We start from the raw sequence: 20233 nt of genomic DNA on the forward strand, positions 1-20233 counted from the left end.
GATGCGAAAACTCTCTTTGGCTGCGTCGATTGCCACTTTATTTGTCGGTTTTTCGGCTTGGGCAATTTCACCCACTATTCAAATCAACGAGTTACCCAAACTTGAGCAAGAGCCTCAACATAAGGTTGCGAGTAAAAGAGTAACGAATTTATTTACCCGTTCTCATTACCATCGCTTTGAACTTGATGATGCTTTTTCTAAGCTCATTTATGACCGTTATCTGCAACAGTTAGATTTCAGACGTAATGTGCTTACCCAAGCTGATGTTGATAGCTTCAAGCAGTATCAAACTCAGTTTGACGATATGGTCAAAACGGGCAATATCGCTCCTGCCTTTGATATGTTCTCTTTATTGCAAAAACGTCGCTATGAACGTTTTGCCTATGCGTTAACTTTACTTGATAAAGAATTCGACTTTACCGAAGCTGGTGATGCTTATGAGTTTGATCGTGAAGAAGCTGCTTGGCCAAAAGATGAAGCTGAACTTAATGAGCTTTGGCGTCAGCGTGTTAAATACGATGCATTGAATCTTAAACTTGCTGGTAAAGACTGGGAAGAAACAGTCGAAGTGCTCGGTAAGCGTTATAACAATGCTATCAAGCGTCTGAGCCAAACTCACAGTGAAGATGTATTCCAAGGTGTGATGAACGCCTTTGCGCGTACAGTAGAACCTCATACAAGTTATTTATCTCCTCGTAATGCTGAACGTTTCCAAATGGAAATGAACCTAAGCCTTGAAGGCATTGGTGCTGTGTTACAGATGGATGACGATTACACTGTCATTAAAAGTCTTGTTGCTGGTGGCCCTGCGGCCAGTAGTGAAAAACTATCACCTGAAGATAAAATCATTGGTGTAGGCCAAAAAGACGGTGAAATTGTTGATGTTATCGGCTGGCGATTAGATGATGTAGTTGAATTAATCAAAGGGCCAAAAGGCAGTGAGGTTAATTTACAAATACTACCTAAAAAAGGTGGCGCTAATGCGAAAACTTTCGAAGTAACTATCATTCGAGATAAAATTCGCTTAGAAGACCGAGCTGCAACATCTAAAGTTGTTGAACCAACAGAAGGTGAGTATGCCAACCGTAAGGTCGGGGTTATTCAAATTCCTGGTTTCTACATGAACTTATCTGTAGATGTTGAAAAAGAAATTGCCAAACTGAAAGAAGATAACGTCGAAGGCATTATTATTGATTTACGTGGCAATGGCGGCGGTGCGTTAACCGAGGCTACTTTGCTTACCGGATTATTCATCGATATGGGCCCAGTGGTTCAAATTCGTGATGCCAATGGCCGCGTAACTCAAAACCGTGATAACGACGGTAAGAGTGCTTACAACGGTCCACTAACAGTAATGGTCGATCGCTATAGCGCTTCAGCTTCAGAAATTTTTGCTGCAGCACTGCAAGATTACGACCGTGCACTCATTGTTGGAGAAGCAAGTTTTGGTAAAGGTACTGTGCAACAACACAAGAGCCTTGGCCGCATTTACGATATGTATGAAAAACCAATTGGTCATGTTCAATACACTATCGCAAAGTTCTATCGTATTAATGGTGGCAGTACTCAGCTTAAAGGTGTAACTCCTGACATTAAATTCCCAAGTGCCTTAGAGCCGGGTGAATATGGTGAATCTGAAGAGAAAAACGCCTTACCTTGGGATAAAGTGCCAGTTGCGCAATACGGAACACTTGGCAATATCTATCCTGAGCTGATTACCAAGCTTGATACTAAGCATAAGCAACGTATTAAAACGGATGTCGAATTCGGTTATATTTTTGATGATATAGCAGAATTTAAAAAGCATCATAACGATAAGACGATTTCATTAGTTGAAAGTGAGCGTATTGCATCACGTGAAGAAGACGAAAAACGTATTCTTGATCGTACCAATGAGCGTCGTGTTAAGAATGGACTAGAGCCTCTTGCATCTCTAGATGATGAAGATGAAGAGTCAACTGAGACTGAAACAACTGATGTTGCAGAAAGCGAAGCCGCTGAAAGTGAAACAGATGCGTCAGATGAAGATGAATTAGAAGTGCCAGATGCGTTCTTAGAAGAAACAGCATTAATCACTTTAGATATGGTTGATGCTAAAAAACTAGCTGCGAAGTAATCATTATTTCGCCAGAAAAAAACGCGCTTTAAGCGCGTTTTTTATTAAGTAAAATTTATCGCATAATTTGCTAAGTGTTATTCAAGGATTATTTATGACTCAAGCTCAAGCAAAACACCTAAAAGATTACCAAGCACCCGCTTATACCATTAGCCATATTGATTTAAATTTCGATTTAAAGGGCAATGAAACCACAGTTGTAGCCACCAGTAAGGTGCAACGTGTTGGTCAACATACCGAAAATTTAATCTTGGTTGGTGAGCAAATAAATTTACAGTCTGTTTTGATAAACGGTGACAAAGCTCAATATCAAGAAGCAAATAACGAATTAGTGATTCAAACGAACCTTGATGACTTTGAATTAACCCTAGTGACCTTACAAGATCCTGAGGCTAATTCTAGCCTAGAGGGCTTGTATATGTCAGATGGCGCATACTGCACCCAGTGTGAGGCCGAAGGTTTCAGAAGAATTACTTATTTCTTAGACCGTCCAGATGTCCTTGCTATTTATACTGTGAGAGTTGAAGCGGACAAAACAGCATTTCCTTTCTTGTTAAGTAACGGCAACCTTGTCGAGAAGGGAGATACAACTGCAGACCGTCATTATGTCCGCTGGGAAGATCCATTTCCAAAACCAAGCTACCTTTTTGCGCTAGTCGCGGGTGATTTTGACTTATTAGAAGATAAGTTTGTTACTCGTAGCGGCCGCGAAGTCAAGTTACAGGTGTTTGTCGATAAAGGTAATTTACACAAAGCTAATCATGCAATGGTATCACTGCAAAAGTCGATGGCATGGGATGAAAGCCGTTTTGATTTAGAATATGACTTAGACATCTATATGATTGTTGCTGTTGACTTTTTCAACATGGGCGCCATGGAAAATAAAGGCTTGAATGTCTTTAACACCAAATATGTATTAGCTGACACAGCAAGTGCTACCGATGAAGATTATCATGGTATTGAGTCTGTCGTGGGTCATGAGTATTTCCATAACTGGACGGGTAACCGTGTCACATGTCGTGATTGGTTCCAACTAAGCCTTAAAGAAGGCTTAACTGTATTTAGAGATCAAGAGTTTAGCTCTGACTTAGGTTCCCGTGCGGTTAATCGTATTCAAGCAATCCGCGTTATGAAAAATCAGCAGTTTGCTGAAGATGCAGGCCCAATGTCGCATCCAATTCGTCCTGAATCAGTTATTGAGATGAATAACTTTTACACCGTGACTGTTTACAACAAAGGTGCTGAAGTCATTCGCATGATGCACACCATTTTAGGTGAGAAAAATTTCCAATTAGGCATGAAGTGCTATTTCGAACGTCACGATGGACAAGCTGTGACTTGCGATGACTTTGTTAATGCAATGGAATCAGCGAGTGGTATCGATTTAGGTTTATTTAGAAATTGGTACAGCCAAGCAGGTACCCCGGTTGTTAGCGTGACAGACAGCTTTGATGCCGATAAAAAGCAATATCAGTTAACAGTTAAACAATCAGTGCAATCACAAGGCGAGAAAGGCAAATTGTTGCATATACCTTTCAGCGTAGAATTATTAGATGCAGAAGGTCAGTCGATAAATAATCAAGTGTTGGCAGTCAAGCAAGCTGAGCAAACCTTCACCTTTGATGGTATTGAGTCAATGCCAGTGCCTTCATTACTGCAAGATTTTTCAGCGCCAGTGCGTCTAGATTATGAATTTAATGTCGATCAATTAGTGCACTTAACTCGATTTGCAACCAGTGAAGTCGCTCGTTGGGAAGCATCTGTTGGTTTATTCAGCCAAGCGGTTTGGCAAAATGTAGCAAGCCTTTCAGCAAAAGAATCAATGCATCTTGACCCAAGAGTTATTGAAGCGATTCGAGGCGTAATTTTAGATGAGAATATCGATAAAGCGCTAGTTGCTGAAATACTTGCTTTCCCAACAGCTGCGGCGCTTATTGAACAAGTTGATACGGTAAACTTAGATGCTTTACAAGCTGCTAGAGAGTTTGTTGTAGATGAGCTTGCTGAAGCTTGTTTAGATGAATTAGTCTCGCGTTATCGTTCATTAATTACTGAAGATAACCCTGCTGGACGTGCATTTAAAAACATGTGCTTAGTCTTGTTGTCTCGAGTGTCTTCTGAATATGAACTGTTAGTGACTGAACAATATAAAGCAGCAGCCAATATGACGGATAGCTTAGCAGCACTTAAAGCCGCTGTTTCTGGTCAATTAAGCTGCAAAGATGCATTAATGCAAGATTTCGAACAAAAATGGTTATCGACTCCGTTAGTGATGGATAAGTGGTTTAGCTTACAAGCATCTCAAAATACACCAGAGGTACTCGAGGTTATCAAATCACTGACCAAGCACGAAAGTTTTAGTTTTAATAACCCAAATCGTGTTCGTTCTTTGATTGGTTTCTTTGTGGCGGCAAACACTTACCAATTCCATGAGGCAAATGGCTCTGGGTATGAGTATTTGACTGATATTTTAATTAAGTTAAATGAGCTGAATCCACAAACGGCAGCAAGAATGATAACGCCACTGATTCAATTCAGTAAGTTTGATCTCGAACGTCAGCAAAAAATGAAACAGTGCTTACTTCGCTTAAAAGGCTTACCTAATTTATCAAAAGATTTATTTGAAAAAGTTGAAAAAGCCCTCGCTTAACCATTAATAAATTACCACTGATAATGTGATGTTATCAGTGGTAATCTTCATATTAATTACTTCAATTACCGAGTGACAATACCTGTCAAATTAATTAGCATTACCTTTCATATCACAGCGCCTAGAGTTTGTTTCTCACCATGCAATTTACTTTTACCATGTATATTAGTTTTGAAGACTTCCTTCCTTATTACCGAGGCTATGTAAAAAATGTTGAGGTGAGGGATGTAAGAGGCAAACTATTACACATTAATGGTAAATATTTCAGACCATTTGTTACCACTTCTGGTATTCAAGGTCAGTTCGTTTTGCAACTGGATGCCTCTGGAAAATTTATTTCTCTAAATAAAATTTAGAGTAAATACTTCAAACGTTCAATTGATTTTAAAAAAGTAAATTAGCTAAGTCTTGTTTCAATTAACTTTCTGATTTTATTTGTTATTTATTAACTAATATCATCTAGTAGTCAATTCGTGTGATCTAATTCAAATAAAGTTCAGTTTAATCTCTCAAAAAATCTCCTAACTACACCAATTCGTTAACAAATTTTCTGTTTTTTGAACTTGCTCAATGATGTTAATTGCTGTAACAATGGTGTTGCCTGCAGGCTAACAAAATGTTGGTTCAAATCCTATAACAACGAATCCGGCAGGTTACGGAGAGAAGCAAAAATGAATATTGTTAAAAGACGCTTTAACAAGTCGGCACTCGCTTTGGGGGTGATGTCGGCATTGACTTTAGGGATGAGCAGTAGCGCTAGTGCTGTTTCATTTGATTGGGGTGAAGTACGAGGCACTTTCGATTCTACTTGGACAGTCGGGGCTAGCTGGCGTGTGTCTGAGCGTGATTGGGAAGGGCAAATCGGTAAAGTTAACCAGCCACAATTTGATTGGTCTGGTTATTCTGCTTTTGGTGCGCCTTTTGGCCAAACACCAAAGTACACCACTTCTCAAATCTGGAGCCAACCAGGCTCATATTCAAGTAACAATGACTTAAGTAATCTACTTTATTCTCAAGGTGATACCACCTCAGAAATTTTTAAAGGCTTACACGAGTTATCGTTGGAATACAAAAATTATGGTTTATTCGTTCGTGGAATGTATTTTTACGATCGTAAATTAAACGATGGTGATTATGATTTTAACGATCCTCTTACTGGTAACGAATTTGATCCGTGTGAAGATGACCGCGCATCAGAAGTTCAGTGTAAAGATGTTCGCTTATTAGATGCCTTTGTTTACGCTAACTGGGACTTTAATGATGGCCAAAACCCATTATCTGTTCGTGTTGGTAACCAAGTGGTTTCTTGGGGCGAAAGCACCCTAATTCCTCATGGCATTGGTGTTATTAATGCTGTGGATTTAAACATTTTGAATGCACCAGGTGCAGAGCTTAAAGAAGCGTTCCGTCCACAAGGTATGGTGTGGGCTTCTTTGGGTATTACAGATAATTTATCGGTTGAAGCTTATTACCAATATGACTGGGAGCCAATTTGGGTACCTACACCTGGTTCTAACTTCGCAACCAATGATTTTGCCGGTTTTGGTGGTTATGCCCAAAATGCTCAATTAGGTTTTAATGCCAACCCAGACATTAATATGGAATTTTTAATGTCTGAGTATTCTGCTTTATACGGTGCTGCAGCTGCTGCTAACTTCGACCCAGCTTATGCCGCTTATATGGTGCCATATGCGACTAAGGTTGCATTAGTACAAGATGAAGCCAAGCCAAGTGATGATGGTCAATATGGTATCAAGTTAGGTTATTACGCGCCAAGTTTAGGTGAAACTGAATTTGGTCTGTATTACATGAATTACCATAGCCGTCGTCCTTTAATTAGTGGTACTGCTTCTAACTTTACTTCTGAAGCGGTTGCTCGTGATTATGGACGTTTAGCAGCAAGTGGTGGTGAAATTGACCGTGAATTGCTGTTAAGTATGGAAACCTTCACTAAAGCGCAAATTGTTTATCCTGAAGATATTCAACTTTATGGTTTCAGCTTTAACACTTTAGTGGGTGATACTTCGGTTGCGGGTGAAATTGCTCACCGTGTTGATGAGCCATTACAAATTGATGACGTAGAGTTATTGTTTGCTGGTATGCCTCAACAATTGGCTGAAGCGGGTCTTCGTCCTGACTTAGATGGTATCTCACAAATTGAAGGTGTTAAACCTGGTGAGTCAATTGATGGCTTCATTTTATCTGATACAACTCAAGCTCAAGCAACATTTACTCATTTATTCGGACCGACATTAGGTACGGATAACCTGACGATGCTTGCTGAAATTGGTGGTGTATGGATCCATGACATGCCTGGCTTTGATGAGCTTCGCCTAAATGGTCCTGGTACCGCTCGTTCTGGTGGTAATCCTGATATGCCAGGTATTATCGAAGCTCTGCACGATGGTCCTGAAACCAATCCATTCCCAACTGATTTTGCTTGGGGTTATCGCTTAGTGGCTAAAGCCGACTACAATAATATCTTCGCAGGTGTAAATATGTCACCACGTGTGATTTTCTCACATGATGTTGACGGTATTACACCAGATCCAATGTTCTTATTTACTGAAGGTCGTAAGTCTGTCGCTGTCGGTGTTAACTTTGATTACCGCAGTCGTTGGGGCGCTGATATTTCTTACAACAGCTTCTTTGGTGGTGTAGGAACAACTAATGCAATGACTGACCGAGATTATGTCTCGTTTAACGTCAAGTATTCTATCTAGAAGGACAATAATAATGAAGAAACTGACGATATTATCGGCTGCAGTAATCATGGCGTTTAGCGCTCCTGCAGCGATGGCGAAAGTATCTGAAGCTGAAGCAGCGAAATTGGGTAATGAGCTTACTCCAGTGGGTGCTGTTAAAGCAGGTAATGCAGATGGTTCTATCCCTGCTTGGGATAACGGCATTACTTCTCCAGTTGCTGGATATGAAAAAGGAATGCATCATCCAGATCCTTTTCCTTCAGATAAAATTTTATTCACCATTACTAATGCAAACAAAGCGCAATATGCTGAATTTTTAACGCCGGGCCAAAACAAGCTTTTTGAACTGTATCCTGATACATACAAAATGAATGTTTACGAGACTCGCCGTACAGCCTCGCTGCCTCAGTATGTTTATGATGCAACTAAGGCTAATGCATTAAATGCTGAACTTGTAGCAAATGGTAATGGTGTAAGTGGTGCGTCGATCAGTGTACCTTTTCCAATTCCAAATAACGGGTTAGAGGTCATTTGGAACCATATTCTTCGCTATCGTGGTGTCGATATTAAAACTGCACGTAGCCAAGCGGCTCCAACAGCAAGTGGTTCGTACACATTGATTGAAACTGCTGAAGAAATTCGTTTCAGTTATAGCCGTCCAGAAGTGACGTTAGATCAATTAAAAGAGTCGAACACCTTGTTCTTCTTCAAGCAAGTTGTACGTCAACCTGCGCGTCTAGCGGGTACGGCACTACTTGTAAAAGAAACGATGGATCAAGAAGCGCTTCCGCGTCAGGCTTGGACCTATAACACAGGACAACGTCGTGTACGTAAAGCACCAAACGTTGCCTTTGATACTCCAGGTACTGTTTCAGATGGTTTAAGAACCACTGATGACTTTGATATGTTTAACGGATCTCCAGTGCGTTATAACTGGGAATTAGTCGGCAAGAAAGAGCTTTATATCCCATATAATGATTACAAGCTTCATTCTGACGCACTTGAATACGATCAAATCTTAACGCCTGGCCATATTAATCCAGAGTTTGCTCGCTGGGAAAAACACCGTGTATGGGAAGTTAAAGCAACCCTTAAAGATGGTATGCGCCATATCTATAAAACACGTGTTTTCTACATCGATGAAGATTCTTGGCAGGTTTCACTAACGGATATGTACGATAACCGTGATGAGTTATACCGTGTAGGTACTGCGCACTCGATTAACTACTATGAAGTTCCGACCCATTGGAGCACGTTAGAAATCTTCCATGATTTACAATCTCGTCGTTACTTAGCGATGGGGTTAGACAACGAAGGGCGCATGTACGATTTTGATGCAAACCTTTCTGAAGCTAACTTCACGCCTGATGCGCTTCGCCGTGCAGGTATTCGTTAAGACCAAATAGGGGCGCAATGCGCCCCTACAATTTCTAAGGAAGTTTGTATGTCGTTCCGCACACTTCGCAATGTTGTCGCTTTTAGTGCCAGTTGTTTTTTAGCTCAAGCGCCAGTCCATGCTCAATTCGATCCACTTTCTGTTCAGATCCAACCTTTAGCGCAATCTTCTCTTGTTCTTGATTTAGCCAAAGCAGGTAACAGCCTTGTTGCCGTGGGAGAAAGAGGGCATGTGCTTGTTAAGCAAGATAATCAATGGCAACAAGTTGCTACGCCAGTCATCTCACAATTAACTAAAGTGTTTTTCCTTGATGACAAAAAGGGATGGGCAGTTGGTCATGATGCCACCATTATTCACACCGAAGATGGTGGGTTGACTTGGCAAGTACAGTTTCAGTCTATCGAAGTAGAAAAGCCATTACTTGATATTTTATTCTTCAATGAAAATGAAGGCATCGCAGTGGGTGCTTATGGTTTGTTTTATCGCACAACCGATGGTGGTAAGCAATGGCAGGAAGAGTTTCATGAAGAGCTACTATTTCCGGAAGATGTTTCCTATTTAGCAGATTTAAAAGCAGAAGATGAAGCATTGTATTTATCAGAGCGAGCTGCATTATTACCGCATTTTAACCGTGTTATTCAATTAAGTGATACTCAACTGCTCATGGTTGGTGAACTTGGGTTAGTAGCAACTTCAAATAATAATGGCCAAACATTTGAGACCCAAGATTTTTATTATGAGGGGTCTATGTTTAATGCTATTGAAACAAACGATGCTATTTATGTCATGGGGCTTCGTGGTCACGTGTTTAAAACTGATAAACAATTTACTCAGTGGAATGAAATCGCACTGCCTGTTAAGTCATCCATTAATAATGCCTATATCAAAGATAACTTAGTCTATTTAGTGGGTAACGCTGGGGTGGTTATTGAGCTTGATACTAACGATGCCGCTAACATTGTCACTCGAAGACAAGGCGAAAACATTGTAGCAATCGAAAGTGACGCTAAAGGTGAACTTTGGTTTGCAGGTTCTAAAGGGTTATTTCAGCTTAAATAGATAATTTAGGCTAAGTTTAATCGAGTTATTCAAGATAAGTTCTAGGCTTTGACATTGAAATTCATTTTAGACTGATATTTGATTTACGTTAGATAAACATAAAAATAAAACAACAATAATAGGGCCGATAAGATGTTAGAAAAACTGGTCAATGGATTTGAAACCCATCTTTTCAGAAACCGTATGTGGGTGATTTTGTCATTCATACTCATTACAATTTTTTTGGGTTACCAAGCTAGCCAATTAAAAATGGATGCGGCGTTCAGCAAAAATATTCCGCTGAATCATGAGTACATGAAAACGTATACCAAACATCAAAAAGATTTTGGTGGGGCGAATAGGATTATGGTGTCTGTTGAAGATACCAGTGGCAATATTTTTAACCCTGAATACTTCGAAACACTTAAAAACGTTCACGATCAATTATTTTTCATTCCTGGAGTTGAACGTTCTCAAGTTAAATCACTTTATTCGCCATCTACTCGCTTTACTGAAGTCGTTGAAGACGGTTTTGCTGGCGGCCCTGTCATTCCAGCAGACTTTCGTAATGATGAATACGGCTTAAATGTAGTCCGTGATAACGTTGAAAAGGCAGGGATTGTTGGACGTTTAGTATCAAATGACTACTCATCAGCCATGTTAACGGCTCAGTTAATGGATTTTGTGGCCAAAACTGACGAAGAAATGGCAGAGTCTGAAGGCGCAGAAAAAGATATTACCACGAAACCATTGAATACCATTCAATTTGCTAAGCAACTTGAAGAAGAGCTACGGGGTAAATATGAAACTGATACGATAAAAATTCATATTATTGGTTTTGCTAAAATGGCAGGTGATGTCGCTGAAGGTGCAAAAGGCGTTTTACTTTTCTTCTTGATTGCGATTTTAATCACCGCCGTCATGGTTTACCTTTTTTCTAAGTCATTAATTTTAACTTTATTGCCTTTGATTTGTAGCTTGGTTGCGGTTTGCTGGCAATTGGGATTATTAACGGTAGTGGGTTTCGGTCTTGACCCTATGTCAATTCTTGTCCCTTTCTTGGTATTTGCTATTGGTGTAAGTCATGGCGTACAAATGATTAATGCTGTTAGACGTCGTGTTATTGATGGTCAAAATACAAAAGCCGCTTCAGCGTCAGCTTTTCGCAGTTTATTAGTTCCAGGTGGCGTCGCATTACTGTCTGACACCGTGGGCTTTTTAACCTTATTAGCTATCGATATCGGCATTATCCGTGAGCTTGCTATTTCAGCATCTTTAGGTGTTGCGGTTATTATTTTAACCAATCTCATTTTATTGCCTCTGGTCATTTCATACACCACGATAAAGCCAGAAAAAGAAGACCCAGTTAAAAAAGCAAAAATTGAAGGTTTGTGGAAATCGCTATCACGTTTTGCAACGCCAAAATATGCCAGTGTAGTATTAATCTGTACGGCACTGCTTTATGCCTTTGGTTTTCAGCAAGCTAGCAATATGAAAATTGGTGACTTACAAGGCGGAGCGCCAGCATTGCACCTTGATTCGCGTTATAACCAAGATACTTTTCATATTACCGATAATTACTCAATTACTACCGATTACATGACGGTAATTGTTGAGGCGACACCTGAAGCGTGTACTTATCATTCGATTCTTAATGAGATAGACCAATTTGAATGGATGGTAGGTAATACGCCAGGTGTTGAGTCAACAGCAAGTCTTGCGTCGGTGTCTAAGCAGGTGAATGCTGGCTTTAATGAAGGTAATCCTAAATGGCAAGTGCTTCCACGTACTACAGCAAGTTTGGTTCAAGCTGTAGGGCGGGTGCCTACTACATCTGGTTTGCTTAATGGTAACTGTTCGGTTATGCCAGTGTTTCTTTTCTTAAAGGATCATAAAGCAGAAACGATTGAAGTTGTCACAGCAAAAGTAAAACAAGTTGCAGCACAACTAAACACTGATACCTTGCAATTTAAACTGGCATCAGGACCTGTAGGAGTAATGGCTGCCACCAATGAAGCTGTCAGTGAAGCGCAATTGCCTATGATGATTTATGTGTATGGCGCTGTATTTGTTCTTTGTTTGATAAGTTTCCGTTCAATTAAAGCCACCATAGCAGTTATCGTGCCTTTGTATGTCGTGTCGACTTTAGCTCAAGCATTAATGACTTGGTTAGATATTGGTCTTGCAGTGAGTACGTTACCTGTTATTGCGTTAGGTGTCGGGATTGGTGTTGATTACGGTATTTATATTTTATCGACTATGTCCGGCAAATTAACCCAAGGAATGGCAGTTCAACAAGCGTACTTCGAAGCACTTGTTGAACGAGGTAGTGCGGTTATCTTTACTGGCTTAACATTAGCCATCGGTGTAAGTACTTGGTTCTTCTCGGCACTTAAGTTCCAAATGGACATGGGTATTTTGTTAACTTTCATGTTTTTAGTGAATATGTTGGGTGCGATAATTATTTTACCTGCATTATCAGCAGTATTTTGGCGCAAACCCAAGTAGGTAAACGGTTTAGAATTATAAAGAGGAGCCTAGCTCCTCTTTTTTTGCATACTTACTCTCTCTAAACGCTTGATTGGTCAAATAGTGACTATAATTGCTGTGTTAACAAGGATTTTAGAGGATCTACCACTAAAATAGTGCTCGAAATAGCATTAAATTAGTAATAAACTTTGCTCCAGATCTCAGTTCTAAAACTGAATCAACAAGCCGAAGCATCCAATATAATGATAAAAGCGCTGCCATAAACGCTTAAGGAAACTGCAACATGGCCTTTAAAGATGCAATGCCTTCAGTACTACTAGAAAATGTAGTCAATTTAATTCATAAAAAAATCCCTAATTCTCAAGCTAAACAAGTTGAGCAATTTGCCAATTGTATATATGCACATATGTCTAAAGACGACTTAAATGCTCGTAATGACAGCGACCTTTATGGTGCAGTATTAAGCCTTTGGAATGCCCTCAATAAATCTGCTGAAACCAACAGCCACATCCGTGTGTTTAACCCAAGTCAGTCAAAACATGGCTGGCAGTCTACCCATAGTATTATTGAAATTATTCAACCTGATATGCCATTTTTGGTTGATTCAGTGACTATGGCATTAAACCGCATGGGCATTACGGCGCATATGGTGTTACATACACCACTTGCTTTACAACGTGATGAGGAATTGGTTAAAGAAGTGTCATTTATTAAAGATGCGCCAGAAGCAACTGAAAATGTTGCGGTATTTTTAATTGAAATTGACCGTCAAAGCAGTGAAAAAGATATTAAAGCCATTGGTAAAGAACTTGAGTCAGTTTTTGCCGATGTCGTGTCATCTGTTGATGATTGGCAACAGATGTCTGACAAATTATCAGAAACCATTAAAAAGTTACCTAAGCAGCCATTTCCTGGTGAAAAAGCCGAAATGGAAGAAGCGACTAACTTTCTGACCTACTTGAATAATCATCACTTCACACTGCTAGGTTATCGTTATTATGAGCTTAAGCGAGTAGAAGGTGATGTTGAGCTTGTTCCAGATTTAGAATCAAGCCTTGGTTTGATGGGACGTTCAAGCAATCAACATAGTGACCGTGGCTTATTACTGTCAACGTTCTCAGCATCTGCCCGTAAAGAAGCATTAGATTCTAGCTTACTCGTATTAACGAAAAGCTCGACTAAAAGTCGTGTTCACCGCCCAGCATATGTCGATTATGTCGGGATTAAACGCTTTGATAAAGCCGGAAACGTGATTGGTGAAGATCGCTTCTTAGGTTTATATGCATCTAACTTATATAACCGTAGCCCTCGCGAAATTCCTTTGCTTGCGGGTAAAGTTGAGCGTGTTATGGAGCAATCAGGTTTAGCACCTCGCTCCCATGACTATAAAGCCTTGATGAATATCCTTGAGAACTTACCACGTGATGAGCTAATACAAGCTAAAGAAAATCAGCTCGCTGATATAGCTCGTGGTGTTCTAGAAATGCAAGATCGTGACAAATTAAAATTATTTGTCCGTAAAGATGGCTTTGGTCGTTTCTTATCTTGTTTAGTGTATGTGTCAAAAGACCGCTACAACACTAAGTTACGTCAAGATACACAACGTATTTTAGCTCAGCATTTTAACAGTAGTGAAGATGTTGAATTTACTACCTACTTTTCTGAATCAACTTTAGCGCGTACGCATTACATCATCAAAGTTGATAATAATAATATGGATGTCGATGTGGCAGCTATTGAGAAAAACCTAATTGAAGCTGCTCGCTCTTGGGAAGATAAATTACACAGTTCTTTAAATAATGCTTTAGGTGAACAGTCTGGTACAGGATTAACCAAGCGTTACTTAAATGCATTTTCACCTAGCTATAAAGAAGATGTTCTACCAAGTTCAGCTGTGGTTGATATTCAACACCTTGAAGCATTAAATGATGAACATAAGTTAGGAATGTTGTTCTATCAGCCTCAAGAAACGGCATTAAATGACAATAAAGTTAGGTTAAAACTATTCCATAAAGATGAGCCTATTCATCTTTCTGATGTGTTACCTATGCTTGAAAACTTCGGTTTGCGTGTGATTAACGAGCGCCCATATGAAGTGAAAACAGCTGATGGTCATACATACTGGATTTTAGATTTCTTAATGACAGTTCAAGGTGCTGCAGTCGATAATTTAGCGGACAGTCAAGATCGCTTCCAAAATGCGTTATCTCAAGTTTGGGATAAAGAGCTGGAAGACGATGGATTTAACCGCATGATTTTAGCGACTAGCTTAACCGGTCGCGAAGTGTCTATTTTACGTGCATATGCAAAATATATGCGTCAAATTGATGCGACTTTCAGTCAGTCTTACATTGAAGAAACATTTAATCGTTACCCACAAATTGCTGATTTGTTGGTTAAAATGTTTATTCGTAAATTCAACCCTAAGCTCAAAACTCGTACCTTGAGCAAGTTCCTAGAGCAAGTTGATTTACGTCTTGAAGATGTTTCAAGTTTGGATGACGATCGTATTATTCGTCGTTATTTAGATTTAATTAATGCCACATTGCGTACTAACTTCTATCAAACTTTAGAAACAGGTATCAATAAGCCTTATATCTCGTTTAAGTTTTCGCCAGAAGATATCCCAGAGATGCCACGCCCATTACCAAAGTTTGAAATCTTTGTGTATTCGCCGCGTGTTGAAGGTGTTCATTTACGTGGAGGTAAAGTCGCACGTGGTGGATTACGTTGGTCTGATAGACGAGAAGATTTCCGTACCGAAGTACTCGGCCTTGTAAAAGCGCAACAAGTTAAAAACACCGTCATTGTGCCAGTGGGTGCTAAAGGTGGTTTTGTTTGTAAACAACTCCCTACTGATGGGGGACGTGAAGCGTTCTTTAATGAAGGTCAAGCATGTTACCGTCTATTTATTCGTGGCTTACTCGATATAAGCGATAACATTATCGAAGGTAATGTCGTGCCACCAAAAGATGTTGTTCGTCACGATGAAGATGATGCTTACCTTGTTGTTGCAGCAGATAAAGGCACAGCGACTTTCTCTGACATTGCTAATGAAATTGCTATCGAATACGATTTCTGGCTTGGTGATGCCTTTGCATCGGGTGGTAGTAATGGTTATGACCATAAAAAAATGGGCATTACTGCAAAAGGGGCATGGGAGTCGGTTAAACGTCACTTCCGTGAAGAAGGCATTGACTGTCAAACCACAGACTTTACCTGCTTAGCGGTTGGCGACATGGCGGGCGACGTATTTGGTAACGGTATGCTGTTATCGCGTCACACTAAATTAGTGGCTGCATTTAACCATATGCATATCTTCATTGACCCAAATCCGGATGTAGAGAAAAGTTATCTTGAGCGTGAACGCTTATTTAACTTGCCACGTTCAAGCTGGGAAGATTACAACACCAAGTTAATGTCTAAGGGCAGTGCTATTTTCCAACGTTCAGCTAAATCATTGAAGCTGACTAAAGAAATTAAAGCGATGCTTGAAACTGATTTAGACACCATGACGCCAAATCAATTGATGCAAGCATTACTGAAAATGCGTGTCGATTTAATTTGGAATGGTGGTATCGGAACTTACGTTAAATCAACTTCAGAAACTCATGCTGAAGTTGGTGATCGTGCTAATGATGCTATTCGAGTAAATGGTAATGAACTGAAAGCTAAAATCATTGGTGAAGGCGGTAACTTAGGTGCGACACAATTAGGTCGTATTGAATTTGCAGCCAATGGCGGCCGAGTCAATACCGACTTTGTTGATAACGTTGGCGGCGTAGACTGCTCAGATAACGAAGTTAACATTAAGATTTTACTTAATACATTGGTTGCTGACGGCGAACTGACTGTGAAGCAACGTAACCGTTTACTTGAAGACATGACCGATGAAGTTGGTGAAATTGTACTTCAAGATTGTAACGACCAAACTCGCACTATTTCAGTCACTCAAGCCCATGGCATTTCTCAGTTGAAAGAGCACATACGTTATATCCAATATCTTGAAAAAGATGGCAAATTAGATAGAGCGCTTGAATTCTTACCGACTGATGATGAGCTTGCCGAGCGTTTAGCTAATAATCGCCCACTGACTAGACCTGAGTTATCAGTATTGGTGGCTTACGGTAAAATGGTGCTGAAAGAGCAATTAGTGACTGAAGAAATTACCGAAGATACTTTCTTAAGTAAGTTACTTACGGATTATTTCCCGCAGCAATTACAAGCTAAATATGCTGACAAAATGATTGCACATCCACTGCGTGGTGAAATTATCGCAACGTCACTAGCCAATGAATTAGTTAATGACATGGGCTTTAATTTCGTTCAACGCATGCAAGATGAGACAGGTGCCACAGTCGCAGAGGCTGCTATTTGCTATACTATGGCCCGCGAAGTTTTTGGTCTAGCAGAGTTAACTCAGTCAATCACTGAGCTCAATGGCGTCGTATCGGCTGATGTGCAAAGTGAGATGCTACATCAACTACGTCGTAATATGCGTAGAGCCTGTCGTTGGTTTATTCGTCACCGCAATAAAGGTGAGAACATTGAGCAAACAGTGGCATTCTTCAAACCAGTATTTGAAGAGTTAAAAGCCAATGTTGATCAATATATGATTGCTGCAGAAGTGATTGCAATTTCAAGTGAAATAAAATCATTAACAGAACAAGGTGTACCTGAGTCATTAGCGCAAGTTGTTGCTAAAATGAGTACATTATTCTCAGCGTTAGATATTGCTCAGATTGCTGAACTCGAAGGAAAGACTGTTCAATTAGTGGCAGAAACTTACTTCAGATTGGGTGCGAAAGTTGAATTGCATTGGTTCCTAGAACAAATCAGCAATCAACCAGTATCGAATCATTGGCAAGCTTTAGCACGTGCAGCCTTCAGAGAAGAGCTTGATTGGCAGCAACGAGCATTGAGCTCTACAGTACTTAGAGCATGTACAGATACGTGCAATGCAGACACAATCATTCAGCAGTGGATTGATAATAATGAGAAGCTATTGGAACGCTGGTTCCATCTACTAGCGGACTTTAAAGTGTCTCAAAGCCATGATTTCGCAAAATTCTCGGTGGCGTTACGTGAACTTAATTTATTGATCCTTCATTGCGAAGGCCCAAGATAATTATTTATAATAAGTGAACAAGCCCTGGCAAATAGCCGGGGCTTTTTTAGGTTTAGGAGAAAGCATGTTTTTTTACAAAGTTGCACAAAAAGTAATGTTTCAAATGGATCCAGAAGTAGCGCATAACATCGCTATTGGAAGTTTAAAAAACACTGGAAACAACCCTTTAAACCTATTTTATAGTCAAAATGTAAGTGCTGCTCCAGTCACATGCATGGGAATTACATTTAATAACCCTGTAGGGCTTGCTGCGGGCTTAGACAAAGATGGCGAATCAATTGATGCATTTCATGCAATGGGCTTCGGTCACGTTGAAGTAGGGACCGTAACACCACGTCCTCAACCTGGTAACGAACAACCACGTTTATTTAGACTTAAACCTGCTAAAGCGATTATCAATCGAATGGGTTTTAACAATAAAGGTGTTGATAACTTAGTTAGAAATTTAATGGCTAAGAAAACTGACATTATTGTTGGTGTTAATATCGGTAAAAATAAAGATACCCCAGTTGATGAAGGTAAAAATGATTACCTAATTTGTATGGAGAAGGTTTATCAGCATTCAGATTATATTGCAGTAAATATTTCTTCACCAAACACACCAGGTTTGCGTACTTTACAATATGGTGAGCTTTTAGATGACTTATTAAGTTCATTAAAAGCAAAGCAAGCTGAATTAGCTGAAAAACATAATAAGTATGTTCCTATTGCGCTTAAAATTGCGCCAGATTTAACAACAGAAGAGATTGAAAAAATTGCTCAGTCTTTATTAAAGAGTAAATTTGATGGTGCTATTGCGACAAACACCACATTAACTCGTGATGCAGTCGTTGGTTTAGACAATGCCAATGAAATGGGTGGCTTGAGTGGTAAGCCGTTAACGGATCTATCAACAAAAGTGATCAAAGAATTAGCCGGTTATTTGAACGGAGAGATCCCAATTATTGGTGTAGGCGGAATTAATAGTGCAGAAGATGCTTTAGCTAAATTTGATGCTGGTTCTCAATTAGTTCAAATATATACAGGCTTTATTTATCAAGGCCCAGGATTAATTAAAGATATTGTTAATGCCTATAAGGCTAAATAAGATCTAATTAGATTGATTAATAATCTAACGATCTTATTTATAGATCTAAAAAAGTTATAACGATCGCAACTTCGATCTTTCGATCGTTATAACTTTATGATCTTTATATCAAATATTTTAAATTAAGTTTTGATATTGTCCGAAATATAATCTATTATCAGTTTGTATTCTTATAATTAGGTACTTAAAAATGTTATTAATGCCAAATAAGGACTGGCAGTGGGAATATAATGAAAACTTCAATCAATTAAGTATTTCATTAGGTTCCGAGATGGAGTTCTTAACCCCATATAAAACTAAAACTCTTATTCCTGATGCATTAGTAACATCAGAATTTAGTGTCGAGCACGCTAAATTCTATATTCACATGCTTGAAACCCTTCCAAAAGTCGTCAATATGTCTGATGCTGCAATTGTTCAAACTGCTTTGAATGCAACTGCTGCGCACTTTTTATTAAAACCGCAAATGCCAAAGTCTTGGTTTTTTGAAATTAGCCAGGAATGTGTATATTGCGAAGTAGGTAAGTTGTTTAATTTAAATGCGAATGGCAGCCGTGTATTAGTCATGGTAGTTGAAAACAGTTTACAAGCGGCATTAGTGATGGTGTTGTCTAAAGAGTGTCCTTTAACTGACTCTAAGACGCTACAGCAATTTGAAACCATTAAAGTGATGCACAATCGTCTTAATCCATTAAGAAAAGCACAACAGGTAGTCGCTGCATAATTCTAACTTGATGAATGAGAGTGGATTGTATTAAGGTTTGATAGCTGTACTCTCATATTGGGTTTAAGTTTAGTTCCATTTTTAACTGTGCATTGTAAACCCGTACATCAATTTGCCTTTATTATTGCTTTAGTTTTGTCCGACTTGTTTTTAATTCAACATTGCCTTATTAGCTTAAACTCCTGTCTAAATTCCCGCGTTATAACCCGCCAATAATCCTTACTTACATAAATCCATAGTTTGTACTTCACTTTCTAGTGTAGATTGTTGTGGAGCCGAACATAAATTTTATCTTTTTATTAAGTTTACTGTTTAGCCTATTCAAAAAGAGAAATACTTTTCCCAAAAGAGGAGAGTGTTTTAGTTATTTGCTTGCTTTTCTAATGTACTTTTTCTGTCCAGTAGCTCTATTTTCGTAGTACACAATCCATGCCTACAACAATCTCGGAGCAATTCACACAAGGATTACACAGAAATTCACACAAAGATTACACAGGAGTTCACATAGGAGTGCACACAGTCGATAAGCAAAAGTGCCGTTTAGCTTTCTCTGCTCAACAATAGATAACTCTTTACGGAATAGGTTATGCCTCTGCCATTTAAAACAGAATTTTATGCCAGCTAATGACTGTGATGGTGTAACTATCACTTTTGATTAAGCCATATAAAGTATTTATTCTTTTTATTGCAACGCTTTTATAATAACCTAAAATGTTACCTGTAACATGAGTTTAGTTCTGCTGTTTTATACGAGATTTCAACTTGTTTTGCTGTTTAATTGTGAAATACGGCTGCTATCACAGTCATACTATCATTTTACATCTATTAATCCTCTTTAAACCCTGTCTAGAAAGTTTCATTGTAAAAACTATCAAATTATTGTTTTTTATTTGTTTTTT

The 20233-nt window shown here is 39.2% G+C and carries 10 protein-coding genes; all 10 read left to right on the forward strand.

Annotated features, from left to right (window positions below):
* The first annotated feature begins 1 nt into the window (after position 1).
* A complete protein-coding gene (gene prc / locus ACGEDC_RS17695) occupies positions 2-2116 on the forward strand; it encodes a carboxy terminal-processing peptidase (protein ID WP_394494770.1) in 2115 nt (704 codons plus the stop codon).
* Positions 2117-2210: 94 nt separating this feature from the next.
* Positions 2211-4766, forward strand: a complete 2556-nt coding sequence (gene pepN / locus ACGEDC_RS17700) for an aminopeptidase N (protein ID WP_394494772.1) — start codon at positions 2211-2213, stop codon at positions 4764-4766.
* Positions 4767-4906: 140 nt separating this feature from the next.
* On the forward strand, positions 4907-5122 hold the full coding sequence (locus ACGEDC_RS17705) for a DUF2835 family protein (protein ID WP_065108246.1): 216 nt from the start codon (positions 4907-4909) through the stop codon (positions 5120-5122).
* A 315-nt stretch (positions 5123-5437) separates the two neighbouring features.
* Entirely contained in the window at positions 5438-7489 is a 2052-nt protein-coding gene (locus ACGEDC_RS17710; RefSeq protein ID WP_080915557.1) for a DUF1302 domain-containing protein, read from the forward strand.
* Positions 7490-7502: 13 nt separating this feature from the next.
* Positions 7503-8867, forward strand: coding sequence for a DUF1329 domain-containing protein (locus tag ACGEDC_RS17715; protein ID WP_055024468.1), 1365 nt, complete (start codon positions 7503-7505; stop codon positions 8865-8867).
* Positions 8868-8915: 48 nt separating this feature from the next.
* Positions 8916-9926, forward strand: coding sequence for a YCF48-related protein (locus tag ACGEDC_RS17720; protein WP_394494776.1), 1011 nt, complete (start codon positions 8916-8918; stop codon positions 9924-9926).
* A 132-nt stretch (positions 9927-10058) separates the two neighbouring features.
* Positions 10059-12413: an efflux RND transporter permease subunit gene (locus tag ACGEDC_RS17725; RefSeq protein WP_394494778.1), complete on the forward strand. Its 2355-nt coding sequence runs from the start codon at positions 10059-10061 to the stop codon at positions 12411-12413.
* Positions 12414-12678: 265 nt separating this feature from the next.
* Entirely contained in the window at positions 12679-17523 is a 4845-nt protein-coding gene (locus ACGEDC_RS17730) for an NAD-glutamate dehydrogenase (RefSeq protein WP_394494780.1), read from the forward strand.
* Positions 17524-17587: 64 nt separating this feature from the next.
* The gene (gene pyrD / locus ACGEDC_RS17735; RefSeq protein WP_394494782.1) at positions 17588-18610 is read left to right on the forward strand and encodes a quinone-dependent dihydroorotate dehydrogenase; all 1023 of its coding nucleotides are present in this window, start codon (positions 17588-17590) and stop codon (positions 18608-18610) included.
* Between the two features lie 190 nt (positions 18611-18800).
* A complete protein-coding gene (locus ACGEDC_RS17740) occupies positions 18801-19334 on the forward strand; it encodes a cell division protein ZapC (RefSeq protein ID WP_394494784.1) in 534 nt (177 codons plus the stop codon).
* Positions 19335-20233 lie beyond the last annotated feature (899 nt).

Origin of the sequence: Shewanella sp. ENK2 (assembly GCF_043568515.1) — a bacterium.
GTDB lineage: Bacteria > Pseudomonadota > Gammaproteobacteria > Enterobacterales > Shewanellaceae > Shewanella > Shewanella japonica.